The sequence below is a fragment of the Spirosoma fluviale genome (genome assembly GCF_900230225.1).
Taxonomy (GTDB): Bacteria; Bacteroidota; Bacteroidia; order Cytophagales; family Spirosomataceae; genus Spirosoma; species Spirosoma fluviale.
In genome coordinates, this window is record NZ_OCNH01000001.1 from 1,465,939 (window position 1) to 1,478,069 (window position 12,131).

The 12,131-nt window shown below is 52.5% G+C and carries 13 protein-coding genes; 1 reads left to right on the forward strand and 12 read right to left on the reverse strand.

Annotated features, from left to right (window positions below; translation table 11 throughout):
• Positions 1-4: 4 nt before the first annotated feature.
• The 9 genes from CRO74_RS06100 to pcaH all read right to left on the reverse strand — a co-directional run bounded on the left by CRO74_RS06100 (position 5) and on the right by pcaH (position 9,751).
• Positions 5-892 carry an alpha/beta hydrolase gene (locus tag CRO74_RS06100; RefSeq protein WP_097125095.1) on the reverse strand — a complete coding sequence of 296 codons (888 nt, stop codon included), beginning with the start codon at positions 890-892 and terminating at the stop codon, positions 5-7.
• A gap of 65 nt (positions 893-957) precedes the next feature.
• On the reverse strand, positions 958-1,911 hold the full coding sequence (locus CRO74_RS06105) for an alpha/beta hydrolase (protein WP_097125096.1): 954 nt from the start codon (positions 1,909-1,911) through the stop codon (positions 958-960).
• Positions 1,912-1,938: 27 nt separating this feature from the next.
• The gene (gene pcaF, locus CRO74_RS06110) at positions 1,939-3,147 is read right to left on the reverse strand and encodes a 3-oxoadipyl-CoA thiolase (protein ID WP_097125097.1); all 1,209 of its coding nucleotides are present in this window, start codon (positions 3,145-3,147) and stop codon (positions 1,939-1,941) included.
• A 116-nt stretch (positions 3,148-3,263) separates the two neighbouring features.
• Positions 3,264-4,607, reverse strand: a complete 1,344-nt coding sequence (locus CRO74_RS06115) for a 3-oxoacid CoA-transferase (protein WP_097125098.1) — start codon at positions 4,605-4,607, stop codon at positions 3,264-3,266.
• On the reverse strand, positions 4,604-5,821 hold the full coding sequence (locus CRO74_RS06120; protein ID WP_097125099.1) for a 4-hydroxybenzoate 3-monooxygenase: 1,218 nt from the start codon (positions 5,819-5,821) through the stop codon (positions 4,604-4,606). Before CRO74_RS06120 ends, CRO74_RS06115 begins: the two co-directional genes overlap by 4 nt.
• The gene (gene pcaDC, locus CRO74_RS06125; RefSeq protein ID WP_097125100.1) at positions 5,818-6,939 is read right to left on the reverse strand and encodes a bifunctional 3-oxoadipate enol-lactonase/4-carboxymuconolactone decarboxylase PcaDC; all 1,122 of its coding nucleotides are present in this window, start codon (positions 6,937-6,939) and stop codon (positions 5,818-5,820) included. The genes CRO74_RS06120 and pcaDC overlap by 4 nt, the downstream gene beginning before the upstream one ends.
• Before the next feature lie 233 nt (positions 6,940-7,172).
• Entirely contained in the window at positions 7,173-8,495 is a 1,323-nt protein-coding gene (gene pcaB / locus CRO74_RS06130; RefSeq protein WP_097125101.1) for a 3-carboxy-cis,cis-muconate cycloisomerase, read from the reverse strand.
• A 15-nt stretch (positions 8,496-8,510) separates the two neighbouring features.
• Complete coding sequence (pcaG, locus tag CRO74_RS06135) at positions 8,511-9,032, reverse strand: protocatechuate 3,4-dioxygenase subunit alpha (protein ID WP_097125102.1); 522 nt, start codon at positions 9,030-9,032, stop codon at positions 8,511-8,513.
• Positions 9,033-9,043: 11 nt separating this feature from the next.
• A complete protein-coding gene (gene pcaH / locus CRO74_RS06140) occupies positions 9,044-9,751 on the reverse strand; it encodes a protocatechuate 3,4-dioxygenase subunit beta (protein ID WP_097125103.1) in 708 nt (235 codons plus the stop codon).
• A 143-nt stretch (positions 9,752-9,894) separates the two neighbouring features.
• Here pcaH and CRO74_RS06145 point away from each other — a divergent pair, with 143 nt between their 5' ends.
• Positions 9,895-10,776, forward strand: coding sequence for a helix-turn-helix domain-containing protein (locus CRO74_RS06145; protein ID WP_097125104.1), 882 nt, complete (start codon positions 9,895-9,897; stop codon positions 10,774-10,776).
• Between the two features lie 9 nt (positions 10,777-10,785).
• On the opposite strand, the gene CRO74_RS31805 is transcribed toward CRO74_RS06145, so the two are convergent.
• The 3 genes from CRO74_RS31805 to madL are packed head-to-tail and all read right to left on the reverse strand — an operon-like array spanning position 10,786 to position 12,128.
• Entirely contained in the window at positions 10,786-10,977 is a 192-nt protein-coding gene (locus CRO74_RS31805) for a hypothetical protein (protein ID WP_218840204.1), read from the reverse strand.
• A 22-nt stretch (positions 10,978-10,999) separates the two neighbouring features.
• Positions 11,000-11,758 carry a malonate transporter subunit MadM gene (madM, locus tag CRO74_RS06150; protein WP_097125105.1) on the reverse strand — a complete coding sequence of 253 codons (759 nt, stop codon included), beginning with the start codon at positions 11,756-11,758 and terminating at the stop codon, positions 11,000-11,002.
• Positions 11,733-12,128, reverse strand: coding sequence for a malonate transporter subunit MadL (gene madL, locus CRO74_RS06155; RefSeq protein ID WP_097125106.1), 396 nt, complete (start codon positions 12,126-12,128; stop codon positions 11,733-11,735). The genes madM and madL overlap by 26 nt, the downstream gene beginning before the upstream one ends.
• Positions 12,129-12,131: the final 3 nt, after the last annotated feature.

A 12,131-nucleotide genomic window follows, 5' to 3' on the forward strand; every position in this document is an offset into this window, starting at 1 on the left:
TTAGTTAATGGATGGTCACCTGATTGGCGGTCAGAATCTTGTTGAAAAACAGCATCTGGTAGGGTAGGGCGTTCTCCCAATACTCCCACGTATGGGCACCGGGCCGCTCGGTATAATCGTGCGGTGTTTTGTTGGCCATCAACAGGCGGTGGATTTCCCGATTGCCTTCAATCAGAAAATCATCGACGCCAATGTCGAAAATCAACGGCAGGTTGTTGGCTTTAAGCTGATCGGCCAGCGTCACCATCGTAAAGCCGGGGTAGGGGGAGTCACCCTCTTTGGCTGGGCCAAGCAACTTGGCAAAATTCTCGGCGCGGGATTTGGCGAAGTCGGCGGGGACTTTCCAGGTAGCGGTATTGATGTTCATTACACCGCTCATGCTTCCGGCGGCTGCGTATAGTTCCGGGTGGCGGCTGGAGATATACATGGCCCCGTGTCCACCCATCGACAATCCCGCAATGATGCGCCCTTTTTTCTCGCGGACGGTTCGGTAGGAATTATCAATCCTGTCGATCAACTCTTTCGAAATAAAGGTTTCGAACTGACTCGTTTTAATGAGTGGGCTGTCGAAATAATAACTGGTTGGGTCGCCATCGGGCGTCACTATGATGATGTTGTACTGGTCGGCCAGTCGGTGCAACAGGGTTTTATCCGGGGTTTTGGTGAGCCAGTCCCGAAAGTTGCCCGAGCCGCCGTGGAGGAGGTAAAGTACCGGAAAGGGTTGTTTTGCTTTGCGATATCGCTCTGGCAGAACGACGGCTGCCCGGAGTGTTCGGTTCATGCTGGCGCTGGGTACGTCGAGGGTATCGACGCGGGCTGCCAGTGCAGGAAACGACAATAGACAGGCCAATACAAAAAACTTGACGTTACTGCGTATTTTGGGTAGTTGCATGGTTTTAAGGGAAACAGAACTGTAGTCTAATGAATGACTATTTGTTTGTACGATGAAGTCCGGGGCTACTTCCTTTTACTTGTTTCCAGTTGATTAGCCAGAAACGCCAGTGCCTGCTTATAATAGGTATCAATCATGACGCCCGGTCCGTGCCCGCCACCCGGCACAATAACAAGTTTACTTTCTACACCGGTTGCCTGTAATCTTTCGAACAGCTTTTCGCTCTGGCAATGAGGAACCAGCGGGTCTTTGTCGCCGTGGAAAAGCAGAAAAGGCGGGTTGCTCTTTCGAACATAACTGATGGGATTAGCGAGCGCAACCTTGTCTTTGTTTTCCTGAATAGGCCCACCAACGAGTATCGACTCTGGGGATTTGGCATCATTGTGCGGCATCGTGCTGCCACAGGCATCCATGATGAGGAAATCGGTAGGTCCGAACCAGTCGACAACGGCATCGACATGGCTGTCGGCCTGAGTGAATTTACCCAACGCCCCCTCAATATCGACGTCCAGCCCATTTATGGTTGTCTTTTTGATGCCGTTGGTCGTACCCGCCATGGCTGCCAGATGCCCGCCCGACGACCAGCCCGTAACGCTAATGAATGAGTTATCCAGCCCAAATTTCGGCGCGTTGGCCCGGATGTATCGAAGGGCGGCTTTTACATCCTGAATCTGCGCCGGGAACTGGGCATCGGCACTCGACCGGTAATTGATACTGACAACGGCAAATCCTTTTCCCAATAATTTTTGACCTATCCCCGCTTCGCTGAACGTATTGGCTTTCCAGGAATTAGCCCGCCAGGCGCTGCCGTAAATACAAATGACCACCGGAAACGGCGCGTTGCCCGTCTTTGGTAAATGGATATCCAGTTTGTGCCCAACAAGACCATCGCCGACATAGTCGAGGTCCAGCCAGTATCTGGACGATTCAATCGCCAGTTTCTCAACGTCCATTTCCTGATTTTGCGCCATTGTATTAATTGATAAGAAGATAAGTACTGCGGTTAGTGCTCGTTTCATGCGGATTGGTTAGAAGTGGTTGGTCGATTAAACACGCTCAATAATAACCGCATAGCCCATGCCTACGCCGACGCACATGGTGGCCAGCGCATAGCGTTTGTTCTGCCTGGCCAACTCCAATGCGGCCGTTTGCACCAGTCGGGTACCCGACATGCCCAGCGGATGCCCTAAGGCAATAGCGCCCCCGTTCGGGTTGATGCGTGGGTCGTTATCCGCCAGTCCCAGCGCCCGGATACAGGCCAGTGACTGAGCAGCAAAAGCTTCGTTCAGCTCAATTACGTCGATGTCATCCAGACTAAGCCCCGCTTTTTTTAATGCTTTTTCGGTCGCCGGAACGGGGCCAATGCCCATGATACGCGGCTCTACACCCAACACTGCCGAAGTTACGATTCTGGCTTTGGGTGTCAGGTTATATCGTTTAACGGCTTCGTCGGAGGCAATGAATAGGGCTGCGGCACCGTCGTTCAATCCGGCTGCGTTGCCTGCCGTTACGGTACCCCCTTCTTTTTTGAAAGCCGGTTTTAATTTCGCCAGCACATCGAGGGAGGTTTGTGGCTTTACAAATTCGTCAGTGTCGAAAAGTGTAGCAGGGCCTTTCTTTGCCGGAATTTCAACGCCCATGATTTCTTCGGCCAGTCGGCCCGACTGCTGGGCCTGGGCGGCTTTCTGCTGGGAGTTATAGGCAAACAAATCCTGATCTTCCCGGCTGATGCCGTAGATCTCGACCAGATTTTCGGCCGTTACGCCCATCGCATCGGTACCGTAGAGGGCGTGCATTTTGGGGTTTATGAACCGCCAGCCAAAGCTGGAATCGAACATTTGTGCGTCGTTGCCAAAGGGCTTCGATGTTTTGGAGATTACCCACGGTCCACGGGTCATGTGCTCCATACCTCCCGCTATGAACACATCGCCATCTCCTGCTTTAATGGCCCGGTTGGCATGAATAACCGCCGACATGCCCGACGAACAAAGCCGATTTACGGTTTCGCCGGGCACCGTATAAGGCAATCCAGCCAGCAAAAGGGCCATGCGGGCCACATTGCGGTTGTCTTCCCCCGCCTGGTTGTGGCAACCCAGAATCACATCGTCAATAGCATCGACTGGAATATTCGGGTTACGCGAAAGAAGTTCTTTGATCGGTAAAGCCGCCAGATCGTCGGCACGTATGGGCGACAGACTACCCCCAAAACTCCCAATGGGCGTGCGGATCGCGTCGATGATGAATGAGTCGGACATGAATTAATTTTGAATGAGTGAATGAGTGAATGAGTGAATGGCAGAAAGTGATCAAATAAGTAAGGCTCAATTCAAAAAAGGAATCCCTTCTTTCATTCAATCATTCTGTCAATCACTCATTCAATCATTAAAAATTCCGCGCTTGTTTTCGCTTTTACCTCCTCCAGCGTAGCGCCGGGCATGAGTTCGAGCAGGGTTAGTTTTCCGTTAGGGTAGCCAAATACGGCCAGATCGGTGATGACCATATCGACTACGCCGGTAGCGGTGAGAGGCAGGGTGCATTGCGGTACGATCTTGGGCGAGCCATCGGGATTGGTGTGCGTCATGGTGATGATCAGTCGTTTAGCTCCTTTTGCCAGATCCATCGCACCACCTACGCCGAGCAGCGGCTTGCCGGGAACGGCCCAGTTGGCCAGATTGGCCGCTTCGTCGGCTTCGAGACCGCCCATGATCGCCACGTCGATGTGACCACCCCGAATCATGGCAAATGAATCGGCGCTGTCGAAATAGCTGCTTCCTTTCAGGGCCGTTACCGGAATTTTACCGGCATTAACGGGGTAATCCATCGCTCCACCACCATCGGCCGGAACCGGGCCAACGCCCAACATGCCGTTTTCGGTATGCAGAATAATACCCTGCTCGTCGGTGATCAGATCGGCGACGAGCGTGGGGATACCGATGCCCAAATTCACAACATCGCCTTTTTTGAGTTCGGCCAATGCCCGGCGGGCCATGTTCATGCGGGACTCATCCACTTTCTTAGAGGACGAAACCGAGGCCGAACTGCCAAGGTCTTCCAGCGTGAGCGTGGCCTGCACCAGATAATCGACAAAGCAACCGGGCGTGTGCACAAATTCAGGGGCAATCTCGCCCACCGGCACAATTTGCTCCACTTCGGCAATGACCAGATCAGCGGCTGTCGCCATCGCTTTGTTGAAGTTATTTTCTGTCATCCGGTATTGCAGATTCCCGGCCGTATCGGCCCGCCACGCCCGGATGAACGCTACATTGCCCCGAATACTCTTGACGAATACCTGCTCGACCCCGTCGATGACTTTGGTCTCGCGACCGATAGCCAGCGGTGTTCCGGCGGAAGTTGGCGTATAAAAGCCACCAATGCCCGCGCCACCCGCCCGGATGGCTTCGGCCAGGGTTCCCTGCGGCAGTAATTCGTAATCGACGGTGCCGTTCTGCGCGGCTTTGACGGCATCGGGGTTGGACGTAAAAAAGGAGCCGATCAATTTTTTAAGTTGACCATTGCGTAATAGACGCCCACCGCCCAATCCCGTTTCGCCGGTGTTGTTGCCGACGAAGGTCAGGTTTTTGGTGCCGATCTCGGCCAGCGCGTGCATCAGGTGAACAGGGTTGCCGGTCATGCCGAATCCGCCCTGCAAGAGCGTGTCGCCGTCTTTTACCAGACGAGCTGCTGAATGAACGTCTAAAATGGGTACAGTTTTCATGCGTGAGTGGGTACAGATTGGGGGGTCTCGCTCGCTTTTTTAGCGGCCAGACCTACGTAATTTTCAGCCACAACGGTTGAGGCCGTTGGACTGGTAATGAGTTGATTAAATCGGGAAGCCTGTAAATGAGCGTCGAACAACGATTTGTCCGGGTCGTGATGCAGAAGTTCGGTCATGAAATTAGAAAATTCCTGCACCCGCCACACCCGACGCATGCAACAGGCGGTATAATCGGCTAGTTCGGCCGTGCTGCCGTTCTGGTACCAGGCCATCAACGCATCGAACAACTGGCCGGTATCGGCTACGGCCATGTTCAGTCCTTTGGCACCCGTTGGGGGAACGATATGCGCCGAGTCTCCGGCCAGAAACAGGCGTCCATATTGCATGGGCTCACTCACGAAGCTACGCATGGGCGTAATGGTTTTCTCCAGAATCGGGCCTTCGTGCAGGGTCCAGCCCGCTGTACCGAGCCGGATTTGCAGTTCTGCCCAGATGCGTTCGTCGGGCCAGTCTTCCAGCGTATCGGTTACGTCGCACTGCACATACAGCCGGGAAATTTCGGGTGAGCGCATGCTGTGTAGCGCAAAGCCACGGTCGTGGTAGGCATAGATCAGCTCGTGTGTCGAAGGCGGCACTTTGGCTAGAATACCGAGCCAGCAATACGGGTAAATTTTATCGTAAACGGTGGTCAGAGACTCTGGTATGGTCTTTCTGGAGATGCCGTGAAAGCCATCGCAACCCGCCACGAAATCGCAGGCGAGGGTGTGTGTCTCGCCATTGTGGACATACTGAATCATCGGCGTACTAGTATCCAGCCCGTCGATGGAGGTGGCTTCAGCTTCAAACAAAATAGGTTCACCCATATCCAACCGCAGTTGAATCAAGTCTTTTACGACTTCGGTTTGGGCGTAAATGGTTACCCGTGAACCGCCGGTCAACTCGGCCAGATCAATGCGGTGCCGTTGGCCGTTGTAGCTGAGGATAACCCCATCATGTACGAGCCCCTGCTCATCCAGTCGGGTGGTGGCTCCGGCCTGCCGAAGCCGGTCGACGGTGTTTTGCTCGAGCAAACCCGCCCGCTGCCGACTTTCGACGCGTTCCCGGGGTCGATTTTCGAGTACTACAGAGCGAATGCCCTGCTGATGCAATAGTTGCGCCAGCAAGAGTCCGGCGGGTCCGGCTCCAATAATGCCGACTTGTGTGTGATGGGTCATGGCTGTTGGTTTAGAATTTCGCTGGCTGCGTGAAAGGCTTCATTGGCGGCTGGCAAGCCACAATACAGGGCTGATTGCATGATAACTTCCTTGATTTCGGCTGCACTGACGCCGTTGTTTAAAGCCGCCCGAACGTGCATCTGAAATTCGGCTTTGCGGTTGAGGGCTATGAGCATGGCCAGTGTAATCAGGCTTCGGTTGTGTTTGGAAAGGCCCGGCCGCGTCCAGATTTCACCCCAGGCGTAGTTGGTGATGAACTGCTGAAAGTCAGCGTTGAACTCGGTAATCTGGTTATTGGCTTTATCGACGTGGGCGTCGCCCAGCACCGTCCGCCGAACGTGCATGCCCTTATCAAAGGTCGATTCGCCGACCAGAAAATTGATGAGCACTTGTGCGTACCGTTCTGGTAGTTCGGTACTGGACAAGTGCCGGGCGGGCAAAACAGCCAGTTGAGCATTGGGAATGTTATTTCGGAGAAATTCAGCCTGTTCCAGGTTCGTCACCGGGTCTTCGTCGCCTGTAATGACCAGCGTTTCTACCGAAAGCTGGTCTAATGATCCCCGGAAGTCGGCATCCCGGATAGCCGCGCAACAGGCGGAATACCCATCAATCGGCGAGCGTAGAAACATGTCTTTGGTCGCGGCCACTCGTTCAGGTTTATTCGTTCGGAAGCCTTCCGTGAACCAGCGCTCCATAGTATCGTCGACAATGGACTGCATACCCTGTTCGGCAATGGTGGCAATGCGCCCGTTCCAGCGTTCGTCGTTGCCGATTTTAGCCCCTGTATTGCTCAGAACGATCTTCTTAAATCGATCACGATGATTGATGCCCAGCCACTGGCCTATTAATCCACCCATCGACAGGCCACAGAAATAGGCCTGTTCGATGTTCAGGCTGTCCATCAGGTCAATAACGTCCTGCCCCAACAGATCAATAGTGTAGGGACCGGGTGTGATATCACTCCCCCCATGCCCGCGCGTATCATACCGAAGCACTCGGAAGTAGGGTAAGAGAAAGGGAATCAGTTCGTCCCACATCATCATCTCGGCTCCGAGGGAGTTGGAGAAGATTAGGACCGGGCTGTTGGGCGTACCTTGTAGTTTATAGTTGATGGGCATAAGGAAAAGCGAAAGAGTGAATGAGCGAAAGAGCGCAAGAGTGTTTTTCGTTATCTGAGGCTCTTTAGATGGTGAAGCCGTTGTAAACTTTTTAGTTTACTAAAAAAGGGGGCTTCGCGGCTGTAGTACCGACCGTCCCGGTCGGGTGAGAAGCGATTAGATAAACACCCGACCGGGACGGTCGGTACTACAGCCGCGAAGCCCCCTTTCCTTTCAACTTATTTTGGGAAAGTTTAAACAGGTCCTGTAGCCTGCTTTTGTAAAATCATATCAATAATCTCCATTGCCTGCCCCAGTGAGTTTTCCGGTTTGAAAAGCGCATCCAGATCGGGTAAGTCAATCGCTTGTTCACGAAGTACCTCTTTAAGGTGTTTGTTTTGTGTAACCGCCAACGCACACGCTTTTTCAATCAGTTCATGCGCGTTGGCTTTGCCCAGTCTGGGGGCTAATGCCAATGAAACGGTTTCGGCGTAGATCAGTCCGTTGGTCAGTTCGAGGTTCTGGCGCATTCGCTGGGTATCTACTTCCAGATTGTCGAGCAACTCAAGACTGCGTTCAACGGTCCCGGCTGTCAACTGCATAATGTCGGTCAGTACGTCCCATTCCGAATGCCAGCGCCCGGCGGAGCGTTCGTGTTCCTGCGGCATGGCCGATAGTATCGTCGCTACCAGATTTGGTACCCGATTGGCGTTAGCCAGAATGGCCGTGGTCGTGACCGGGTTGCGTTTGTGTGGCATCGTACTGGAGCCGCCCTTGCCTGCTGCTTTTCCTTCCAGCACTTCGGCGACTTCGGTCTGCATAAGCAACATGACATCGTTCGCCATCTTGGCCAGGCTGCCTGTGAGAATACCCAGCACGGCGGCAAACTCGGCCAGGTTATCCCGTTGTGTATGCCAGGAAACCGAAGGTTGTAATCCCAATTGGTCCGCTACATCCTGATGCACCGAAGCCGAAATCGACGCATTACGACTACCGACCGCCCCCGCCAATTGTAGAACCAATACTCGTTTTCGGCATTCGGCCAGGCGTTGTTGACTGCGGCTAAGTCCATCCAGCCACAAAGCCGTTTTCAGCCCGAAGGTGATCGGTTTCGCCTGTTGCAACAACGTCCGACCAATCATGACGGTTTCGCGGTGCTTTTGGGTCAGGACAATCAGTCTGTCTGTCAGCGCCGGGAGTTTATCGTCCAGCCAGGCGAGCACGCTTTTGATCGTCAAAACGGTAGCCGTATCGACCACATCCTGACTCGTAGCGCCCAGATGCACAGATCCGGCCGCTTCCTCACTCTGCTTCCGAACGATGCCGGTGAGCTGTTTGACTAGCGGAATCGCGGCATTGCCACTCAGGGAAATGTCTTTTTTGAGCCGTTCGAAATCCAGCAGATCAACAGTACAATAAGCCGCAATCAACTCAGCCGAATTGGTTGGAATAAGACCATTTTTTGCCTGAGCCGTTGCCAATGCCGCTTCAAACCGAAGCATGTGCGCAACGGTCGTTTCTTCAGATAATAACGATTGCACATCAGAACTATAAAACAGGCTGGAATACAGGCTCATGGTCGGGTTAACGGATTAGACCTCGAAAAATACGGTTTCCTGCTCACCCTGCATATAAATATCGAACAGATAGCCGGCCGAAGTCTTTCGGGCAATGAGCGTTTGGCGTCGTTCGGTGGGCACCAGCGTCAACACCGGGTCCGTTGCATTGGCGGCTGCTTCGTCAGCAAAGTAGAGCCGAGTATAGGAGTGAATCGGTTGTCCGCGCATGAACACAATGACCGAAAGATGAGGAGCCTGCCCCTCCACCGAGCCTGGCTTTACAGCATGAAAAACAAATCGATTTTGGGAGTCCGTCCCCGTCCCGAATCGGCCAAAAAGCTTGTTATGGGCGTCCCAGACTTCAATCATGGCATCGGGAATAATGACGCCCTCCCCGTCATAGACGTTTCCAGTGATCGTAATAGCATTCGGCTCATCGAGTGGATTGACCAACTGATTTTCCACCAGACTTTTGAAATCGTACCCGTATTGCTCGGGTGTCAGGCCGTAGGCGAAGTAAGGTCCAACGGTTTGTGAAGGGGTTTGTCGTGGCATGGAATTGATGGTTAAGCCGTCTCAAAGGGCGTTGACTTATTTCCTCTCAACACAAAATCGAACCGATAGCCCAGGGCAAAATGGGGCTCGGTAACGCTTAAATCAAACTGCGAAATCAACAGCTCCCGCCCTTTGGGGGGCACGCCCAGAAAAATGGGGTCGTATTGCAACAGTGGGTCGCCGGGGAAGTACATTTGGGTTACCAGTCGCGTCGTGATATTCGGCCCGAACAACGAAAAGTGAATATGGTTGGGCCTCCAGGCGTTGTAATGGTTGCCCCACGGATAGGCCCCCGGCTTTATGGTATAGAATCGGTAGTTGCCGTCGGCATCGGTCAGTACGCGGCCGGTTCCCAGAAAATTAGGGTCGATTGGGGCATCGTGCTGATCTACTTTATGCACATACCGTCCCGCCGAATTGGCCTGCCAGATCTCGATTAATGTGTGTGGAATTGGCCTACCGTTTTCGTCCATGACTTTGCCATGCACCACAATCCGTTCGCCCAGCGGCTCGCCGTTCCGAACGGAATTTTTTGTCAGATCATGGTCGAGCGGACCCAGGTGTGTTTCGCCAAAAACGGGGCCGGTCAGCTCCGAAAGCGACTGTTTGATAACGACCAGCGGCTTTGTCGGCCCCCGCAGTACCGTCGATTTATACTCGGGAGAAATGTAGGGCGGGTGCACCTCCCGGTCGAAGTGATTGTAGATAAGTTCGCTCATGCCGAACGTATAGCTGGTTAAGGAATTCGTTCAGCAAAGCTATGGGCATGGTCATAAATTATCTTGGATTAATAAAAATATGACTTGCACAAATCAAACATTGACGTCAACTTTAGACGTTTATTTAGCTATTTTAAACATAGATGTCGATTCGTCTTCAAAATTTTGGGGGCCTGTATGGCGATAACAACCAGCCGTTTACCAACGGGTTCATCCATCATGAATTACTGGAAGTCCGTAGTCAACTTTACGATTGGGACATCGACGAGCACCTGCATACCGATTTGATACAGGTATTCTTTTTTACCTCGGGCAATGGTGTACTTGTGTCGGAACTACGGCGAATTACGCTAACGCCCCCCTGCGTGTTGCTGATTCCGGCCAATACCTTGCATGGCTTTGCTTTTCAGTCGAATATGGTTGGGGAGGTTTTTACCATTGCCGAGCAGTCGCTGGATGTTTTTTCAAAAGCGATGCCTCAGCTTTTTCTGGATATCAATCAACTAAGTCAGTATCCGTTTGAGGGCCTTGTCGAGGAGTTTGACAAGCTGCGATGGATTAAGGATCAACTGGTCCAAGAGTTGAACGAAGACAAGGTCGAGAAAAAAGCCCAGCTTCATGCGTTACTTCAATTGTTGCTGGTCAGCCTGTACCGGATGCGGCAGGAGTCGGCTATTGCGGGGGCGGTGTCAACGAATCGTACTTTACAGTATTTCAATGCGTTCCAGAAACTCATCCGGCAGTCGATTCACGAGTTAAAAACTATTCAGGAGTATGCCGCTGCGCTGAACATTACCGCCGTTCACCTCAACCGGATTTGCCAGTCGGTGGTAAAAAAGTCGGCCCTGCAAATCGTCCACGATAACCTGACCAACGAAGCGAAGAAGTACCTGTTGAACACAACCTATTCCTTATCCGAGATATCGTATGTACTGAGTTTCAAAGACCCGGCTTATTTTTCGAGGCTTTTCAAAAAACAAACCGGGCTCTCACCCGGTCAGTTTCGTAGGTTGGGAAAGATGTAAGCAAGGAGCTTATGAAGGACTTGATTCCAGCTTAATCGCTCGTTTCACGGCCACAAAAGAGGAGAGAAAGCCAGTTAAAGCACCAATAAAGGCTGATAGCAGAATTATCGGCACTTTCGGAAGTGGTTCATGGGTAGCAACGATCTCCACCCCCTTGATGAGCAGAAGTGCGGGCAGGGCAAAGAGCAGTCCGATAGCCACGCCATTCAGTAGGGCTATCTACTTAAAAAAGCACCCGCATCAACAAATACAGCACCGACGGGCACATCAGGCAACCCAGGCCCGTGTGAAAGGTAGCCGTTAAGGCCCCATAGGGCACTAATTTAGGGTCGGTAGCGGCCAGGCCTGCCGACACCCCGCTGGTAGTGCCCATAATGCCGCCATAAATCATGGCTGTATGCGGATTGTCCAGGCCAATGTAACGGGCTGCGAACGGAGTAATAATAGTAACAAAAACCGCTTTGACTACGCCAGTTGCAATGCTTAACGCCATTACGTCGGAGCTGGCCCCAATAGCCGCGCCGGTTACTGGACCAACGATATATGTGACCGCGCCAGCACCTATGGTCGTCAGGCTGACAACATCCGTATAACCCCATGCCATCGCAATGGTTACGCCCACAAAAAAGGGTATTATAGTTCCTAAAAAGAGCGATAAGGCACCAATCCAGCCGGTTTGGCGCATCACCACAAAACTGGCCCCCATCGCTGTCGAGATTATGGCGAAGTCGCGGAACATTGTCCCGCCCATCAGCCCAAAACCGGAGAAGATCTTCACATCGGCAATACCTTTGCCGCCCCCCGAGTAGATGCCTCCTACGTAGGCCAGCACCAACCCCATAACGATAGCAATGGCCGATGCCGGGATTTTCTTATTGGTTAACCGGTTGGACATGATGGCTGATGCGTAAATCATGAGTCCGACAGTCAGAAAGGCGACGACCAACCCATTTTTTTCAAGAAACTGGCTTATAATGTCCATGCTGGTCGTTGGGTTGAGATTTGGAGAATTTGGCAAGAGCGGGAATCAAAGACAGACAAATCAGCGCCGGAATAATGCCAGCAAAAAGGGCCATAAAGCCGCTCGAAACGGCCACTTTAACGTTTTGAATGGCCGACATAGCCACCACAATCGGGATGTACATCTGGCTCCAGAACTCAATGCCCCGGTCGGTAAGCTTGTGCGTATATCCCTTTCGGGTAAACCAGTCATTCAGGAAGATCAGCAGCAGCATGGCAAAACCAACCCCGCCCACATTGGCATCAATGCCAATCAGTCGACCGAGGAGTTCACCGATCAACTGTCCGGTTACGTAACAAAAAGCCAGAATGGCCACACCATAAATTATCATATA

Coding starts and splice junctions, on each gene's coding strand:
- CRO74_RS06100 (WP_097125095.1), bottom strand. CDS start 892: ATGCAACTACCCAAAATACGCAGTAACGTCAAGTTTTTTGTATTGGCC.
- CRO74_RS06105 (WP_097125096.1), bottom strand. CDS start 1,911: ATGAAACGAGCACTAACCGCAGTACTTATCTTCTTATCAATTAATACA.
- pcaF (WP_097125097.1), bottom strand. CDS start 3,147: ATGTCCGACTCATTCATCATCGACGCGATCCGCACGCCCATTGGGAGT.
- CRO74_RS06115 (WP_097125098.1), bottom strand. CDS start 4,607: ATGAAAACTGTACCCATTTTAGACGTTCATTCAGCAGCTCGTCTGGTA.
- CRO74_RS06120 (WP_097125099.1), bottom strand. CDS start 5,821: ATGACCCATCACACACAAGTCGGCATTATTGGAGCCGGACCCGCCGGA.
- pcaDC (WP_097125100.1), bottom strand. CDS start 6,939: ATGCCCATCAACTATAAACTACAAGGTACGCCCAACAGCCCGGTCCTA.
- pcaB (WP_097125101.1), bottom strand. CDS start 8,495: ATGAGCCTGTATTCCAGCCTGTTTTATAGTTCTGATGTGCAATCGTTA.
- pcaG (WP_097125102.1), bottom strand. CDS start 9,032: ATGCCACGACAAACCCCTTCACAAACCGTTGGACCTTACTTCGCCTAC.
- pcaH (WP_097125103.1), bottom strand. CDS start 9,751: ATGAGCGAACTTATCTACAATCACTTCGACCGGGAGGTGCACCCGCCC.
- CRO74_RS06145 (WP_097125104.1), top strand. CDS start 9,895: ATGTCGATTCGTCTTCAAAATTTTGGGGGCCTGTATGGCGATAACAAC.
- madM (WP_097125105.1), bottom strand. CDS start 11,758: ATGGACATTATAAGCCAGTTTCTTGAAAAAAATGGGTTGGTCGTCGCC.
- madL (WP_097125106.1), bottom strand. CDS start 12,128: ATGATAATTTATGGTGTGGCCATTCTGGCTTTTTGTTACGTAACCGGA.